Below are 17,060 nucleotides of genomic sequence, written 5' to 3'. Positions count from 1 at the left end.
TGGGTCTAGGATTAAGGATTCATGACCGCATTAGACAAGCACCCCGAAAAAAACCTGATTCGCCTGCAGCTGAGTCAAAACTCCGTTCTCAGCAGCTTGAGTCCGGAAGAAATGGCTGAACTAGAGAGCCATTTGGAGATCTCGGACCTCAAGAAATCAGAAATCCTGCTGCATCAAGGTGATCACCAGATGGAGCAGTACTTTGTGCTCGATGGCATTCTGAAGCGGATTGTTTCTAGCTCTGATGCAAAAGAAATGATTCTGCGTTTTGCCATCGAAAAGGATATTGAGACCAGCTATGCTGCCTGGCGCCTTAAAACGGCCGCACCTTATAGCATTGCGAGTGTCACCAAAGCCCGTGTAGCTCGGATGCCCCTCAAAAAATGGGCTGAGTTTTTAGAGCAACATAAACCCCTCAAGGAAAGCTTTGAGTTCGAGGTCATGCGCTTAATGAGTGAGATCATGGCTCATACCATTACCCTGCATATGCTCGATGCCCCGGGCCGAGTAGAGCGCTTCTTACGTAAATACGAGGACTTGTTTGAGTTGCTCCCCAAAAAGGAGCTGGCGGCCTATCTGAACCTCTCCCCTGAGACCCTGAGTCGCCTCAAAACAAAGCATAAAGAGCTTTTTATCTGAGCTTGCACCCCCAAGATTTAGGGGGAAATTGACCGAAGTCAATGATGATCCACACCCCCGAGCCTAATATTCGTTACTGCCTAGGCGGGAACAATACCCGTTGTGCAATTAATAACTTGATTGGAGACACTAGCGTAAGCTAAATTGCTAAGAGCTCATGAAGAGCCAAATTTGCAATTGACAAAAATACTATGACAACAGATAACCAAAACACACAATTAACTGATGGCTTTCATCTCGTCATTGACGCCTTGAAGGCGAATGATCTCAATACAATTTTCGGTCTTGTTGGTATTCCAATTACAGACTTATGCCGTTTAGCGCAAGCTGAAGGGATACGTTTTATTGGTTTCCGTCATGAGCAGCATGCCGGTAATGCTGCGGCAATTGCGGGTTACATGACACAAAAGCCTGGTATCTGCATGACAGTTTCTGCACCTGGCTTCTTGAACGGTTTGACAGCCTTGGCTAATGCCACAGTGAACTGTTTCCCAATGATTTTGATTTCTGGTTCTAGCGAGCGTGAGATCGTTGACTTGCAGCAGGGTGATTACGAAGAGATGGATCAGCTCAATGCGGCGAAGCCTTACTGCAAAGCGGCATATCGTATTAATCACATTGAAGATATTGGCATCGGTTTTGCGCGCGCTATTCGTGCAGCCGTTTCTGGTCGTCCAGGTGGCGTGTACTTGGACTTGCCAGCACAGTTGCTCAGTCAAACCATGCCAGTGGAAGAAGCCAAGAAATCTATTTTCAAGGTAATCGATCCTGTTCCACGTCAAATCCCAGCTGCTGATGCTGTGGCTCGTGCCTTAGATGTTCTCAAAGGCGCTAAGCGTCCATTGATCCTCTTGGGTAAAGGCGCAGCTTATGCACAGGCGGATAAAGAGATTCGTGATTTGATCGAGAAGTCTGGCATTCCTTACTTGCCAATGTCGATGGCCAAAGGTTTATTGCCTGATAACCATCCACAATCTGCTTCTGCCGCGCGCTCTTTTGTATTGGCTGAAGCTGATGCCGTTATGTTGGTCGGTGCGCGTTTGAACTGGTTGCTTGCACACGGCAAAGGCAAAACCTGGGGTAAAGATCCAAAGAAATTTATTCAAATTGATATTCAAGCCAACGAAGTGGATAGCAACGTACAAATCGCCGCTCCATTGATTGGTGATATCGGTTCATGCGTTGGTGAGCTCTTGAAGGGTATTGCTGCTGTTCCTAAGCCAAGTGCTGAATGGATTGCTGCAATTAATGAGAAGAAAGAGAAGAACACTGCGAAGATGGCAGAAACGCTTGCTAAAGAAGCAAACCCAATGAACTTCCACGGCGCATTGCGTGCAATTCGTGATGTGATCAAGAAGAACCCAGATGTGAACTTGGTAAACGAAGGCGCTAACACGCTTGACTATTGCCGAGCAATCGTGGATATGTACAAGCCACGTAAGCGTTTTGACTCTGGTACCTGGGGCATTATGGGTATTGGTATGGGTTATGCCATTGGTGCTGCAGTAATCAGTGATTTGCCAACTGTTGCCGTAGAAGGCGATAGCGCATTTGGCTTTAGCGGTATGGAGCTCGAAACGATTTGCCGTTACAACTTGCCTATCACCACAGTAGTTTTTAATAACAACGGCGTCTATCGTGGCACCGATGTAAATCCTACTGGTGGTGCTGATGTTGCCCCAACCGTTTTCGTAAAAGATGCACGTTACGACAAGATGATGGAAGCATTCGGTGGAGTGGGTTATTACGTTACTACTCCAGCAGAACTAGAGGCAGCTTTAACAGAAGCGATTGCAGCTCGTAAGCCAGCACTCATCAATGCTGTCATTGATGAAACTGCGGGTACTGAGAGCGGGCGTTTAACGAACTTAAACCCAGCTTCTACAGCTTCTAAGAAATAAGTTCATACAGGATTTAAGCCAGTAATAAAAAGATCATATTTTTGGAATACATTGAGTAACAAATAAGAAATAATTAAGGAGAAACAAACATGACTAAACCATTAGACGGCATTCGCATTATTGACTTCACCCACGTACAAGCAGGTCCTGCATGTACTCAGCTATTGGGCTTTTATGGTGCTGACGTCATTAAGGTAGAGCGTCCAGGATCTGGTGACGTAACCCGTAGCCAGTTGCGCGATGTGCCAGGTGCAGATGCTTTGTACTTCACTATGCTCAACGGTAACAAGCGTTCTTTAACTTTGGACACCAAAACGCCTGAAGGTAAAGAAGTGTTGGAAAAGATGATCAAGACCTCTGACGTCATGGTGGAAAACTTTGGCCCAGGCGCATTAGATCGTATGGGATTCTCTTGGAAGCGTATTCAGGAGCTGAATCCAAAAATGATTTTGGCTTCCGTTAAAGGCTTTAGCGATGGCCACTCATACGAAGACTTGAAAGTGTATGAGAACGTAGCGCAATGTGCTGGTGGCGCTGCTTCTACCACTGGTTTCTGGGATGGTCCTCCAACAGTTTCTGCTGCAGCGTTAGGCGACTCTAATACTGGTATGCACTTGGCAATTGGTATTTTGACTGCATTGATGCAGCGTCAAAAAACTGGCAAAGGTCAAAAAGTTTCTTGCTCAATGCAAGACGCTGTATTGAACTTGTGCCGCGTGAAGTTGCGCGATCAACAGCGTTTAGACAAAATTGGTTACTTGGAAGAGTATCCACAGTACCCACACGGTTCATTTACTGACGTAGTTCCACGTGGCGGTAACGCTGGTGGTGGTGGTCAGCCAGGTTGGGTGTTGAAGTGTAAGGGCTGGGAAACTGATCCTAATGCCTATATCTACTTCACTATTCAAGGCCATGCTTGGGAGCCAATTACCAAAGCATTGGGCAAACCAGAGTGGGCAACTGATCCAGCCTATATGACTGCTGAAGCGCGTCAAGACAAGATTTTTGACATCTTCGCAACCATCGAAGACTGGCTTAAAGACAAGACTAAATACGAAGCTGTGGATATTCTCCGCAAGTTCGACATTCCTTGCGCGCCAGTCCTCTCTATGAAAGAACTAGCAAACTCACCAGACTTGCGTAAGAGCGGTTCGATTGTTGAAGTTGACCACAAGGTTCGTGGCAAGTATTTGACTATCGGTAGCCCAATCAAGTTCTCTGATTTGGAAATTGAAGTGAAGCCTTCTCCAGTATTGGGTGAGCACACTGATGAAGTGTTGGCTGACCTTGGATATGGCAAAGAAGAAATTGCTAAATTGCACGAGGCACGTGCGGTTTAATTTCTAGTTACCGCATGAATTTAAAGGCGCTCCTTGTGAGCGCCTTTTTTATTCTATAGACTGAGAACATGAATACAACTGTAGATCTACATCAATTGGTTCAGTGCATGGGTGATGCCATTATTGTTGCGGATGCGCATGAAAAGATCATTCTGTGGAATCCGGCAGCAACGCGCATCTTTGGTTACTCAGCAGCAGAGGCGCTTGGCCAGACTTTAGATCTGATCGTGCCTGAGCGCCAGCGTCATCAACATAACGCGGGCTATAGCAATTCAATGAAGACGGGTACCACCCGTTATGGCGCTTCTTTGCTAAAAGTTCCCGCCTTACACAAAGATGGCAGCACGCTTTCTATCGCTTTTACAGTGGGGATGTTGTTTGATGACCATCATCAAGCGAATGGAGTCTTAGCGGTGATTCGGGATGAAACTGAGCGCTTTGCCCAGGAGAGGGCGCTCAAAAAGCGGATCGCTGACCTTGAAAACCCTCTTGCATAACCGCATATAGGCTTTAGAAGTAATGATTAAGGCTGATCTGGCATGGATGCCCAAAAAGCGGGCATAACTGATTTACCCCCATTTCTCGCTGGTAAAATTGCCCTAATTCAAAATTTCATTCTTATTAGGACTTAAATCATGGCAAAAGCACTAGAAGGGGTCAAAATCCTCGACTTTACGCACGTTCAATCTGGGCCAACCTGTACGCAATTACTCGCTTGGTTCGGAGCTGACGTTATCAAGGTAGAAAAATCTGGTGAAGGGGATGCAACACGCGGTCAGTTGCGTGATATTCCTGACGCAGATAGTTTGTATTTCACCATGTTGAACCATAACAAGCGTTCAATCACGGTGAATACCAAAACCCAAAAGGGCAAAGAAATTCTTGAGCGTTTGATCAAGGAATGTGACGTATTGGTGGAAAACTTTGCACCGGGTGCACTCGATCGCATGGGATTTACTTGGGAGCGTATTCAAGAACTCAACCCAATGATGATCATGGCATCAGTCAAAGGATTTGGTCCTGGTCCATACGAAGATTGCAAAGTCTATGAGAACGTTGCGCAGTGTGCTGGTGGTTCTGCATCCACTACCGGTTTTGATGATGGCCCTCCGATGGTAACTGGTGCGCAGATTGGTGATAGTGGTACTGGTTTACATTTGGCACTAGGCATCGTTACTGCTTTGTATCAGCGCACTCATACTGGCCGCGGTCAAAAGGTATTGGCTGCAATGCAAGACGCGGTACTAAACTTGTGCCGCGTGAAGTTGCGCGATCAACAGCGCCTTGAGCGCAATGGCACGATGAAAGAGTACCCACAGTACCCGAATGGCGAGTTTGGTGAGTCTGTACCCCGCGCCGGTAATGCCTCTGGTGGTGGTCAACCTGGTTGGATTCTGAAATGTAAAGGCTGGGAGACTGATCCCAACTCCTATATTTATGTAGTTGTACAAGCCCCTGTATGGGAAGCGATTTGCAAAGTCATTGGTCGTGAAGACTGGATTACGGATGTACGTTTTGCATCGCCAATGGCTCGCTTGCCCCATTTGATGGAGATCTTTGGTGAGATCGAAAAGTGGACCATGACCATGAGTAAGTTTGAGGTGATGGATGTCTTGAATAAATACGACATTCCATGTGGCCCAATTTTGTCCATGAAAGAGATTGCAGAAGAACCTGCATTGCGTGCTACTGGTACTGTAGTTGAAGTAGATCACCCGATTCGTGGCAAGTACCTAACTGTCGGTAATCCGATCAAGATGTCTGATAGCCCCACTGAGGTGTTGCGTTCGCCATTGCTCGGTGAGCACACTGATGAGATTTTGAGTGAACTTGGTTACTCAACAGATGAATTGATTTCTCTCCGTCACGATAAGGTTATTTAAGATGCGGGTCGCCTTGATTGGGAGTGCGGATTTCGGTAAGGCGGCTTTAGAGGCCTTTTTAGATCGCGGCGATGAAGTGGTTGCCGTTTTCTGTCCACCAGATAATCCCAAATCAACTAAGCCTGAAGTGCTTAAAGAGGCTGCGCTAGCAAGGGGATTGACCCCCTTGCAGTTTAGCTCGCTCAAGGGTCCAGAGGCTGCTCAAGCCATGATTGATAGCAATGCGGACATCTGCGTGATGGCCTATGTATTGCAGTTTGTTCCGCAAGAGCTCTGTAAGATTCCGAAGCACGGCACAATTCAATACCACCCATCACTTTTGCCAAAGTATCGTGGTCCGAGCGCTATCAATTGGGCGATTGCATTGGGCGAAGAAAAAACGGGCTTAACGATTTTCCGTCCTTCTGATGGTTTAGATGAGGGCGAAGTGATTTTGCAAAAGGAAGTTGCTGTCGGTCCCGATGACACTCTTGGAAAAATCTACTTTGATCATCTATTTCCAATTGGCGTGAAAGCATTGCTAGAAGCTGCAGACCTTGTAGTAGCAGGCAAGCATCAAGAGGTGGTTCAAGATGAATCACAAGCCAACTACGAAGGTTGGTTTGATGCTAATGCCGCACAGATTCACTGGGCAACACATATCAGCCAAATCTATAACCTCATCCGGGCTTGCAATCCAGCGCCTGGGGCATGGACAAAGTTTGGTGAGCAGAAAGTGCAGATCTACGATTGCCATAAGCATATCGCTGCAACTTATGGCGCTGTTAAAGGAAAGCCTGGAGAAATTACTCAGATCACCCTAGATTCATTCTTTGTCACTTGCCATGGCGGACAGATTGAGGTCCTCAAAGCCAAGGGTGGCGCAGGAAAGGTGACTGGTGCTGAATTGGCGAAAGAGTTAAACCTACAAGTAGGTCAATCTTTCACCCTGTAGGAATATCACCCAGATTAAATTTCTAGGTTATCAATCAAACGCGTTTTGCCTAGCTTCGCAGCCGTGAGAATCACCAGCGGCTCACCAGCTTGCAAGGTCTCATTTGAAGCCGGTGCTAAATCACTTTGCTGACGAATCGCGATGTAATCCGGTTCCCAGCCACGCCCAGCAAGGGATGCGACAGCAAGTTTTTCAATTTCTGAAAGCGATTTTGCGTCACGAACATTGAGGTCGAGGACCCGTTGACGCACGTCTTTTAAGGTTTTCATGAGCTCGGGTGCTTCTAAGCGCTCTGCAGTGGATAGATAGCCATTACGGGAGGAGAGGGCCAAGCCATCTTCAGCGCGAATGGTTTCACCTGGAACAATCTCAACAGGTAAAGCAAACTGCTTGGCCATTTGGCGAATAATCATCAGCTGTTGGTAATCTTTTTTACCAAACACCGCCACCTTGGGTTGGACACAAGAAAATAATTTCAATACGACTGTGCATACGCCTTTAAAAAATCCTGGTCGGAACTCGCCTTCGAGGATATCGCCAAGCTGTTGAGGTGGATCAACACGGTACTCTTGGGGTTGTGGATACAGATCGCGTTCAGTCGGTGCAAACAGAATGTACACACCTTCTTTTTCCAACTTCTCAATATCAGCCTGCATAGTGCGTGGGTAGCTATCGAAGTCTTCGTTTGGACCAAACTGCAAGCGATTGACAAAGATGCTAGCCACCACTGGATCACCGTGTTGTCTTGCTAGTCGCATGAGTGAGAGGTGACCTTCATGCAGGTTGCCCATGGTCGGCACAAAAGAGGCGCGGTTTTGGCCGCGCAAATGGTCGCGCAGCTCTTGGATATCGCTAATGATTTTCATGCAACAGGAGTGTAGGCAAGGCGTACATAAATTGGTGCATAGGGCTCAGCTTGAGTGATCTCAACCAAAGCCTCGCGAGAGAGTTCTAGTATCGCAATAAAGTTCACGATCACAACTGGAATCCCCTTGCCACTCTTAATGGCATCTTCGAAGAGCTCGCCAAACTCAATAAAGCGACTGCTTTGTAAGCGACGCAAGATGCGGGTCATAAAGTCACGTACAGAGAGTTCTTCACGAGTAATGGTGTGGTGCTGGGTGAGTTTGGCGCGATGCAATACATCACGCCAGGCCATTTGCAAGTCTTCTAAGTTCACTTCAGGCCAAGTAATGGCAACGGTAGTATCCACAAAGCCATGTGCAACCTGGAAGTCCCGTCCTTGCTGAGGGATCTGGTCAAGCTCTTGTGCGGCTAACTTCATGCGTTCGTACTCTAAGAGACGACGTACTAATTCTGCACGAGGATCTTCGACTTCCTCTTCGCTATCTGCTTTTTTCATTGGCAGAAGCATGCGAGATTTAATTTCAATCAACATTGCTGCCATGAGCAAGTACTCGGCAGCAAGCTCAAGATTGTGATGGCGAATTTGATCGATGTAACTTAAGTATTGTTGTGTTACTTGCGCCATCGGAATATCAAGTACATTGAAATTCTGCTTGCGGATCAAGTAAAGCAAGAGATCAAGCGGCCCTTCAAATGCCTCCAAGAAAACTTCGAGTGCATCTGGCGGAATATAAAGATCAGTAGGAAGCTTAAAGAGTGGCTCGCCATACAGCTTGGCAAACGCTTCTGACATCCCGTCGGTTACAGACGGCGTGCTGTCCAGTAAATCGGAGATCGGTTGAGCACTTGGCTCAGGCTCCAACCCATTACCTAAATTAGTCATTCGAATATACGTAAGCGCGTTGCTTTAATTTCGCGGCTTTTGCGCGACGTTGGTCTTCAACGCTCAATGGCTCTTTGTCCCACAAGAGGGCGCGACCCGCTTGTTGCTCAGCCTCAAGATTGGGCTTCTCAGTTTTGAGCTCATTTAAGAACTGGGTGAATTCAGATTGATATCTTGCCATGGTATTTCCTAAAATACTCAATAAATTCAATGACTTAATGGAATAAATTCGGAAATTCATCCCTACAGTCATTCTTGGACTACGGCACCATTATAGGTGCTTTTTAGGGGTATTTTTACAGGTTTGCAGCCAGTAAAGCCTCAATTTGAGGGGCCTCCACTCGGGTCATGAGGTGTTTATAGGCCTGAATGGGATTCTTGCTCGATAGCGGCGTGTGGATATCGTTCCAGACCTGCGGCGGGAGCGAGAGGAACTCCTCTACGCCTGCAGCAACCTGCGGAATAACCGGTTTGAGGTAGAGACTCAGCATTCTGAAGGCCTCAAGCGTAATGCTGCAAACCTGCTGCAATTGGGCTTCGCGCTCCGGGTCTTTGGCAATTTCCCAAGGCTTGTTTTCATCTACAAAGCCATTCACCGTGTCAGCAAGTTCCATGATGGTCCGCAGCGCTTTGGCATATTCACGCCCTTCATAAAGCTGCGCAATTTTTTTGCTCGCTCCTTCAATTTCTTTGAGCAACGGGTTGCTCATCGCTGCATCAGACACAATACCGCCAAAACGTTTCACCAAGAAGCCAGCACTACGACTAGCAATATTGATGTACTTGCCTAAGAGATCGCTATTTACTCGTGCGATAAAGTCTTGAAGATTCAGATCCAAATCTTCCATGCTGTCATTGAGTTTCGTAGCAAAGTAATAGCGGAACCACTCAGGATTAAATCCACACTCAATCACACTGTTCGCTGAAATCAATGTGCCGCGAGACTTACTCATCTTCTCGCCATCAACGGTTAAGAAGCCGTGAGCAAATACATTGGTGGGTGTGCGATAGCCAGAAAATTGCAGTGTCGCTGGCCAAAACAAAGTATGGAAATACAGAATATCTTTACCAATGAAATGGTATTGCTCTGTAGTGGTATCTGGCTTGACCCATTCATCAAAATTCAGGCCTTTGGCTTGGCAATAGTTCAGGAAGCTAGCGTAGTAGCCAATCGGGGCATCCAGCCAGACATAGAAGTATTTACCTGGGGCATCAGGGATCTCAAAGCCGAAATAGGGGGCGTCGCGGGAGATATCCCAGTCCCCAAGCTTGCTCTCGCCAGGCTGGCCAACCCACTCTTTCATCTTATTGCGCGCTTCAGCTTGCAATGGTGTTCTGACTTGTGTCCAGTCTCTTAAGAAAGTTTCGCAGCGTGGATCTGATAATTTAAAAAAGTAATGATCAGACACTTTTTTGATCGGGGTTGCACCGCTTACTACCGAGAAAGGATTCTTGAGATCAGTAGGAGAGTAAGTGGCACCACATTTTTCACAAGAGTCGCCATATTGATCTTTGGCAGCGCACTTAGGACATTCGCCTTTGATAAAACGATCTGGTAAGAACATCTCTTTAACGGGATCATAGGCTTGCTCAATGGCACGCTTTTCAATTAAGCCAGCATCCCGGAGTTTGAGATAAATGCTTTGAGACAGCTTTTCATTTTCAGGACTATCAGTCGTGTAGTAGTTATCAAATGAGATCAGGAAGTTATCAAAGTCTCGCTTGTGTTCTTTCCAAACATTGGCGATTAATTCCTTGGGAGTAATCCCTTCTTTTTCTGCTCGCAACATGATTGGAGTGCCGTGCGTATCGTCAGCACCCACATAGTGAACTTCATGGCCGCGCATCCGTTGAAAGCGTACCCATATATCGGTTTGAACATATTCCACTAAATGGCCGATATGGATCTGGCCATTGGCATATGGCAATGCTGAGGTAACTAGGAGGCGACGCTGGGGGCTGCTCATGTAATGCGGACTTAAATAAGAAGGTTAAATTAGGGTAATACGCAATTATGCGGGCTTCTGCAACGATTTTAGTCTGCGGTTAAAGTAAAGCACTCCCGAATGCTAAATTCAGCCCCATTAACTTCAGTTTCAACCCGATTTAGAAAGTCTTGCATGGCTGTAAAACCCGATATCCAGATGTCCAATGTCTCCGTGCCCTTGGTGCATGAGGTGGAGATATTGGATGAGGCCGGAAGAAAGAAACTCACCCATATTCCTGGTGAGCGTCCTCTAACCATCTATCTGGATAAGCGGGAGGTGGTCACCCTGATGACTCTGGGGAGCGCTCCTGAGGCTTTGGTACTGGGCTATCTGCGTAATCAACGCCTCGTAGAGTCTGTGCACGATATTGAAAGTATTCAGGTGGATTGGGAGACCGATTCGGCTGCAGTTAAAACACGCCGCAGTACGGTAGATATCGATGCACTCACCAGTAAGCGCGTGGTCACCACAGGATGTGGTCAGGGAACTATGTTTGGTGGCTTGATGGAAGAGATGGCAGAGATTTCTTTGCCAGATGGACCCAAGTTATCCCAGGAAGCTATTGTTGCCCTCATTGAAGCCATTCGAGTACATGACTCAATATATAAAAAGTCTGGGTCTGTGCATGCTTGCGCCGTTTTTGAGAGATCAGGAGATCACGGCGTTCAGTTGCTCCACTTTATAGAAGATGTTGGTCGTCACAATGCGGTGGACTCGATTTCTGGCTTGATGTGGTTGGCCAATAAATCCGGAAAAGATTTAATCTTCTTCACAACGGGTCGTCTGACTTCAGAGATGGTGATTAAAGGTGCACAAATGGGCATTCCCTTCTTGCTAACCCGCTCGGGTGTCACCCTGATGGGCCTAGAACTGGCCCGCAAAACCAATCTCACTATCCTGTCCCGCTGCTCGGGCAAACACTTCGAGATCTACAACGCCCCTGAACGGGTGGTTTTTAGCCAAAACAGCTAATTTTGGGCCTTTAGACCCCAATAAATGCGGGGTAAGGGCGGTGAAGGTTTTACAATTCGCCCATGACTATTAAATCTGACCACTGGATCCGCCGTATGGGCGAACAAGGCATGATCGACCCGTTCGAGCCTGGACAAATTCGCCAAGACGCTGCTGGCAACAAAATCGTAAGTTATGGCACATCAAGCTATGGTTACGACATTCGTTGTGCAGATGAATTTAAGATCTTTACAAATATCAACAGCACGATTGTTGATCCTAAGAATTTCGATGAGCAATCGTTTGTCGATTTCAAGGGCGATGTTTGCATCATCCCGCCGAATTCATTTGCATTGGCTAGAACAGTTGAGTATTTCAAGATTCCGCGCAGCGTGTTAACAGTTTGCGTAGGTAAGAGTACTTATGCACGTTGCGGAATTATTGTGAACGTCACTCCATTTGAGCCAGAGTGGGAAGGCTATGTGACTTTGGAGTTTTCTAACACGACGCCATTGCCTGCCAAGATTTATGCGGGCGAGGGATGTGCGCAGGTACTCTTCTTTGAGAGCGATGAAGTGTGCGGAACATCTTATAAAGATCGCGGCGGAAAATATCAGGGTCAGCGGGGCGTAACCCTGCCTAAGACCTAAAAGCTTTTCCTGCCAGTGGACGAATTCCAGTTTGGCCGCCGCCCCACGCGGATAAACCTTGAGGACTATCGGGCTACCTTAACCCGCTCATCTTTAGCGCGACCAGAGAATGATTTCTACCACTGGCTATTAGGAACTACTTGGAGCAAGTTCATGCTCTTAGTGATTCTGGTTTATCTGGGAACCAATCTGCTATTTGCCTTGGGATACCTAGCTTGCGGCCCAGGTGCTATTACCAATACCAAACCAGGCTCACTTTTAGATGTCTTTTATTTCAGTGTCCAGACAATGGCAACGATTGGCTATGGTCAGATGACACCAGTAGGGCATTGGCCTAATTCCATCGTGACCTTTGAAGCATTTTTTGGGATCGTATATTCCGCACTAACAACGGGTTTGGCTTTTGCCCGCTTTACTCGCCCAACTGCTGGTGTGCGCTTTTCTAAGGTAGCTGTAGTCGGAAATCATGATGGCATGAAGACCCTCAAATTTCGGGTGGCTAACTGTCGTAGCTCCCATATTGTGGAGGCCCAGTTACGGCTTTGGTTGATTGCTGAGAGCATCACCTCTGAGGGGGAGCGTTACCGGCGTTCGGTAGAGTTGACCCTCCATCGCTCGGAGAGCCCAGTATTTTCCTTAACCTGGACGGCGATGCATAGCCTAGATGAATCCAGTCCATTGGCAGAGTGCTTTTCCCAAGGCTCCAGCAATCTTTGGCACCTATTGGTCACATTTACTGGTTACCATGAGAGCCTCGCAAATCAAGTCTATGCACGTCACGTATATTTGCCCAAAGATATTCAGCAAAATGCGACATTTATCGATATAGTCACGGTTTCGCCAGATGGCGGTCGAGTCATAGACTTGGCTAATTTTGAGAAGTGGGTTCCGAATGCCTCGGACCGAATAGCAGGGGAGTTTTTATGAAATTTCGTTTCCCAATCATCATTATTGATGAGGACTTTCGTTCCGAAAATATTTCGGGCTCAGGTATACGCGACCTTGCCGAAGCGATCGAGCATGAAGGTATGGAAGTTATTGGCTTAACCAGTTATGGTGACTTAACTTCCTTTGCGCAACAAGCTTCACGTGCCTCAACTTTCATTGTTTCCATTGATGATGAAGAGTTTGTATCAGATTCTGAAGACCATGATCTTCCAGCATTAAATAATTTGCGTGCATTCATTACTGAAGTGCGTAAGCGCAATGAAGATATTCCCATTTTCTTATATGGTGAGACTCGTACCTCACGCCATATGCCTAACGATATCTTGCGTGAGTTGCATGGCTTCATTCATATGAATGAAGACACGCCAGAGTTTGTTGCACGTCATATTATTCGTGAAGCCAAGGTTTACCTCGATTCATTAGCGCCACCATTCTTCCGTGCCCTCACCAATTACGCCTCTGAAGGCTCTTATTCTTGGCATTGCCCGGGCCACTCTGGTGGAGTTGCTTTCCTGAAGAGCCCTGTGGGTCGGATGTTCCATCAATTCTTTGGTGAAAACATGTTACGTGCTGACGTATGTAACGCGGTTGAAGAATTAGGTCAACTCTTGGACCACACTGGTCCAGTATTGCAAAGTGAGCGTAATGCTGCCCGCATCTTCAATGCAGACCATTTATTTTTTGTTACAAACGGGACATCAACATCGAACAAGATTGTTTGGCATTCCACCGTAGCGCCTGGCGATGTGGTCTTGGTTGACCGCAATTGCCATAAGTCAGTGATTCACTCCATCACCATGATGGGTGCGATCCCGATTTTCTTGATGCCTACTCGTAATCACCTTGGTATTATTGGTCCGATCCCGAAAGAAGAGTTTGAGTGGGCCAATATCCAGAAGAAAATTGCAGCAAATCCTTTTATTAAGGATAAGAATGTTGTTCCTCGCGTCATGACTTTGACGCAAAGTACTTATGACGGCATTGTGTACAACGTTGAGATGATTAAAGAGATGCTTGACGGCAAAGTAGATTCCCTGCACTTTGATGAGGCTTGGTTGCCTCATGCTGCATTCCACCCATTCTATAAAGACATGCATGCGATTGGCGCTGACCGTAAACGCACGAAGAAGAGTTTGATGTTCGCAACCCAGTCAACGCATAAATTATTAGCTGGTTTGTCACAAGCTTCTCAGGTATTGGTTCAGGATGCTGAAGATACTAAGTTGGATCGTGATTGCTTTAATGAGGCTTACTTGATGCACACCTCTACTAGCCCACAGTACGCCATCATTGCTTCCTGTGATGTTTCAGCGGCAATGATGGAGTCTCCTGGCGGTACAACCTTGGTTGAGGAATCTATTGCTGAAGCGATGGACTTCCGTCGTGCAATGCGCGAAGTCGATGAGCAATTTGGCGCCGATTGGTGGTTCAAAGTTTGGGGTCCAGAGCACTTAGCTGAAGAGGGTATTGGCGAGCGCTCCGATTGGGTATTAGAGCCCAATGCTACTTGGCATGACTTTGGCAAACTTGCCACAGACTTCAATATGCTTGACCCGATCAAGGCGACAGTCGTTACTCCAGGTCTCGACATCGAGGGCCATTTTGGCTCCATGGGCATTCCAGCGAGCATCGTCACTAAGTACTTAGCTGAACATGGTGTGATCGTTGAGAAGTGTGGGCTGTATTCCTTCTTCATCATGTTTACGATCGGTATTACTAAAGGTCGTTGGAATACCTTGGTAACGGAGTTGCAGCAATTTAAAGATCACTTTGATAAGAATCAGCCGCTCTGGAAGGTTCTGCCAGAGTTTGTTGCCAAGCATCCTCGATATGAGCGTGTTGGTTTGAAGGATATCTGCCAACAGATTCATGAGTTCTATAAGAGCCGTGATGTAGCGCGTATGACCACTGAGATGTACACCTCGGATATGGTTCCAGCCATGATGCCTTCAGAGGCATGGGCAAAGATGGCTCATAAAGAAGTCGATCGGGTACCTTTGGATAAACTAGAGGGGCGCGTGACGGCGATGTTGGTTACTCCGTATCCTCCAGGTATTCCACTGTTGATTCCAGGGGAGCGTTTTAATAAGCGCATCATTGACTATCTCTACTTTGCAAGAGACTTTAACGAGAAGTTCCCTGGCTTTGAAACAGATATTCATGGTTTGGTGAAAGCGGAAGTCAATGGACATAGCGAGTACTATGTTGATTGCGTAAGACAAGAACGCGATATCAGTCTGTAATTGTTAGGAAATAGAGATGAATAGAATTATGTTGCTGGCCAAGATTCACCGTGCTACGGTGACTGAAGCTGATCTTCACTATGAAGGTTCATGTGGAATTGATGAAGATCTTTTAGATGCAGCCAATATGCGTGAATTTGAAAAGATCGAGTTGTACAACATTAATAACGGTAATCGTTTCTCGACTTACATTATTAAAGCGGCACGCGGCTCTGGCATCATCTCCCTAAACGGGGCTGCCGCCAGAAAAGCACATGTTGGTGATCATTTGATTATCTGTACTTACGGTTCAGTACCTGAGAGTGAAGTTGCCTCTCATATTCCTAGAATTGTTATCGTGAATGACGATAACAGCATCAAAGAAATCAAGAAGCACTAAAGATCTGCACGACCCTGTGCAATCGCTGCAAGCACCTGGGCTGGGGCAGTCCCACCAGCGTGCTGGCGAGATTGGACAGAGCCATCTACAGTCAGTAGCGCAAAGACATCATCGCCAATCAGTTCAGGGCGACTATCTAAGCCACAAGCAAAGCGTAATTCAGAAAGACTTAAGTCGGTCAGCATGCAATTTCTGCCGACGCAGGCTTTAACGGCGTGCGCTACTGCTTCGTGAGCATCACGGAATGCCAAACCTTTTTTGACCAAGTAGTCAGCTAAGTCGGTTGCAGTTGCAAAACCTTCTTCAGCAGCTGCTTTCATAACGGCTGCCTTGACTTCAATATGGGGCACCATATCAGCAAAAATGCGCAGGGTATCTTGTACGGTATCAACGGCATCAAATAAAGGCTCTTTATCTTCTTGGTTATCTTTGTTGTATGCCAGAGGTTGACTCTTCATCAGTGTTAGCAAAGACATGAGGTCACCGTAAACACGGCCAGTCTTCCCACGTGCCAATTCAGGGACATCGGGATTTTTCTTCTGCGGCATGATGGAGCTGCCAGTGCAAAAGCGATCTGGCAGATCGATGAAGCCAAAGCGTGGGCTTAACCACAGGACAAGCTCTTCAGATAGGCGGGATACGTGCATCATCAAGATCGATGCAAAGGCGCAGAATTCAATAGCAAAATCCCGGTCTGAAACGGCATCTAGAGAATTCTTACAAATACCATCAAATCCAAGTGCTTTAGCTACTTGCTCACGATCAATCGGATAGGTCGTGCCCGCTAAAGCAGCAGCTCCTAATGGCAGACGATTAAAGCGTGAGCGTAAATCTGCCAAACGACTGGCATCACGACTAAACATTTCAAAATAAGCCATCAAATGATGACCAAAGGTAATTGGTTGTGCAACTTGTAGATGGGTGTGCCCAGGCATGATGGTGGCAGCATGCCTCTCAGCTAGATCTAGAAGTGCAACACGTAAGGTTTTCAGTGTTTCTGAAATTTCATCAACACTACCGCGCAGCCATAGACGCAAGTCAGTAGCTACCTGGTCATTACGTGAGCGACCAGTATGTAAACGCTTGCCTGCATCACCCACAAGTTCAGTGAGGCGAGCTTCAATATTGAGATGCACATCTTCCAATGCCAGCTGCCACTCAAATTGACCGGCTTCAATTTCTCCCTGAATCTGGGCCATTCCTTTTTGAATGTCCGCCAAATCTTGGGCGCTGATAATCTTCTGATTGGCCAACATTTGGGCATGGGCTAATGAGCCAGCAATATCGACCATAGCAAAGCGTTGATCAAAGCCAATGGAGGTCGTATAACGCTGCACAAGTTCGTCAACGGGTTCATTAAAGCGGGCTGACCACGCTTGGGCTTTGTTGGCTAAGGAATTTTTGGATGAGCTCATAAACACAGTATATTGGTGTAGGTCTTTGATTATTTTAAA

Annotated in this window: 16 protein-coding genes; 11 read left to right on the top strand and 5 right to left on the bottom strand. The window is 46.8% G+C overall.

Translation table 11 applies throughout. The annotated features are described in order from the left end of the window. Nucleotides 1-21: 21 nt before the first annotated feature. From C2757_RS06170 to C2757_RS06145, 6 genes are all read left to right on the top strand, one after another. Nucleotides 22-639, top strand: coding sequence for a Crp/Fnr family transcriptional regulator (locus C2757_RS06170; RefSeq protein WP_215373558.1), 618 nt, complete (start codon nt 22-24; stop codon nt 637-639). Nucleotides 640-830: 191 nt separating this feature from the next. Further along, on the top strand, nt 831-2,540 hold the full coding sequence (gene oxc / locus C2757_RS06165) for an oxalyl-CoA decarboxylase (protein ID WP_215373556.1): 1,710 nt from the start codon (nt 831-833) through the stop codon (nt 2,538-2,540). Between the two features lie 89 nt (nt 2,541-2,629). After that, on the top strand, nt 2,630-3,880 hold the full coding sequence (gene frc / locus C2757_RS06160; RefSeq protein ID WP_215373554.1) for a formyl-CoA transferase: 1,251 nt from the start codon (nt 2,630-2,632) through the stop codon (nt 3,878-3,880). 68 nt (nt 3,881-3,948) lie between these two features. After that, nucleotides 3,949-4,377 carry a PAS domain S-box protein gene (locus C2757_RS06155; RefSeq protein WP_215373552.1) on the top strand — a complete coding sequence of 143 codons (429 nt, stop codon included), beginning with the start codon at nt 3,949-3,951 and terminating at the stop codon, nt 4,375-4,377. Between the two features lie 138 nt (nt 4,378-4,515). Continuing rightward, nucleotides 4,516-5,763 carry a formyl-CoA transferase gene (frc, locus tag C2757_RS06150; protein WP_215373550.1) on the top strand — a complete coding sequence of 416 codons (1,248 nt, stop codon included), beginning with the start codon at nt 4,516-4,518 and terminating at the stop codon, nt 5,761-5,763. 1 nt (nt 5,764) lies between these two features. Continuing rightward, nucleotides 5,765-6,697, top strand: coding sequence for a methionyl-tRNA formyltransferase (locus C2757_RS06145; protein WP_215373548.1), 933 nt, complete (start codon nt 5,765-5,767; stop codon nt 6,695-6,697). Between the two features lie 14 nt (nt 6,698-6,711). Here the strand turns inward: C2757_RS06145 and panC are convergent, their stop codons facing one another. From panC to metG, 4 genes are all read right to left on the bottom strand, one after another. After that, a complete protein-coding gene (panC, locus tag C2757_RS06140) occupies nt 6,712-7,563 on the bottom strand; it encodes a pantoate--beta-alanine ligase (RefSeq protein WP_215373547.1) in 852 nt (283 codons plus the stop codon). Continuing rightward, nucleotides 7,560-8,447: a ScpA family protein gene (locus C2757_RS06135; protein WP_215373545.1), complete on the bottom strand. Its 888-nt coding sequence runs from the start codon at nt 8,445-8,447 to the stop codon at nt 7,560-7,562. Before C2757_RS06135 ends, panC begins: the two co-directional genes overlap by 4 nt. Continuing rightward, nucleotides 8,440-8,628 (bottom strand): DUF3460 family protein, encoded by a 189-nt coding sequence (locus C2757_RS06130; protein ID WP_215373543.1) that lies wholly within the window; start codon nt 8,626-8,628, stop codon nt 8,440-8,442. Before C2757_RS06130 ends, C2757_RS06135 begins: the two co-directional genes overlap by 8 nt. A 115-nt stretch (nt 8,629-8,743) precedes the next feature. Continuing rightward, nucleotides 8,744-10,414 carry a methionine--tRNA ligase gene (gene metG / locus C2757_RS06125; protein WP_215373541.1) on the bottom strand — a complete coding sequence of 557 codons (1,671 nt, stop codon included), beginning with the start codon at nt 10,412-10,414 and terminating at the stop codon, nt 8,744-8,746. A gap of 153 nt (nt 10,415-10,567) precedes the next feature. Between metG and C2757_RS06120 the strand changes: the two genes are divergently transcribed. The 5 genes from C2757_RS06120 to panD all read left to right on the top strand — a co-directional run bounded on the left by C2757_RS06120 (nt 10,568) and on the right by panD (nt 15,606). Next, nucleotides 10,568-11,407, top strand: coding sequence for a formate dehydrogenase accessory sulfurtransferase FdhD (locus C2757_RS06120; RefSeq protein ID WP_215373539.1), 840 nt, complete (start codon nt 10,568-10,570; stop codon nt 11,405-11,407). A 62-nt stretch (nt 11,408-11,469) separates the two neighbouring features. Beyond that, nucleotides 11,470-12,036, top strand: a complete 567-nt coding sequence (dcd, locus tag C2757_RS06115; RefSeq protein ID WP_215373538.1) for a dCTP deaminase — start codon at nt 11,470-11,472, stop codon at nt 12,034-12,036. 15 nt (nt 12,037-12,051) lie between these two features. Beyond that, entirely contained in the window at nt 12,052-12,963 is a 912-nt protein-coding gene (locus tag C2757_RS06110; protein WP_215373536.1) for an ion channel, read from the top strand. Continuing rightward, a complete protein-coding gene (locus tag C2757_RS06105; RefSeq protein WP_215373534.1) occupies nt 12,960-15,227 on the top strand; it encodes an arginine/lysine/ornithine decarboxylase in 2,268 nt (755 codons plus the stop codon). The genes C2757_RS06110 and C2757_RS06105 overlap by 4 nt, the downstream gene beginning before the upstream one ends. A 16-nt stretch (nt 15,228-15,243) precedes the next feature. After that, a complete protein-coding gene (gene panD, locus C2757_RS06100) occupies nt 15,244-15,606 on the top strand; it encodes an aspartate 1-decarboxylase (RefSeq protein ID WP_215373532.1) in 363 nt (120 codons plus the stop codon). On the opposite strand, the gene argH is transcribed toward panD, so the two are convergent. After that, nucleotides 15,603-17,021 carry an argininosuccinate lyase gene (gene argH, locus C2757_RS06095; protein ID WP_215373531.1) on the bottom strand — a complete coding sequence of 473 codons (1,419 nt, stop codon included), beginning with the start codon at nt 17,019-17,021 and terminating at the stop codon, nt 15,603-15,605. The two genes, panD and argH, sit on opposite strands and share 4 nt — an antisense overlap. Nucleotides 17,022-17,060: the final 39 nt, after the last annotated feature.

This window comes from Polynucleobacter sp. MWH-Svant-W18 (assembly GCF_018687495.1).
Taxonomy (GTDB): domain Bacteria; phylum Pseudomonadota; class Gammaproteobacteria; order Burkholderiales; family Burkholderiaceae; genus Polynucleobacter.
This window is presented reverse-complemented; position numbering and strand designations above follow the sequence as displayed.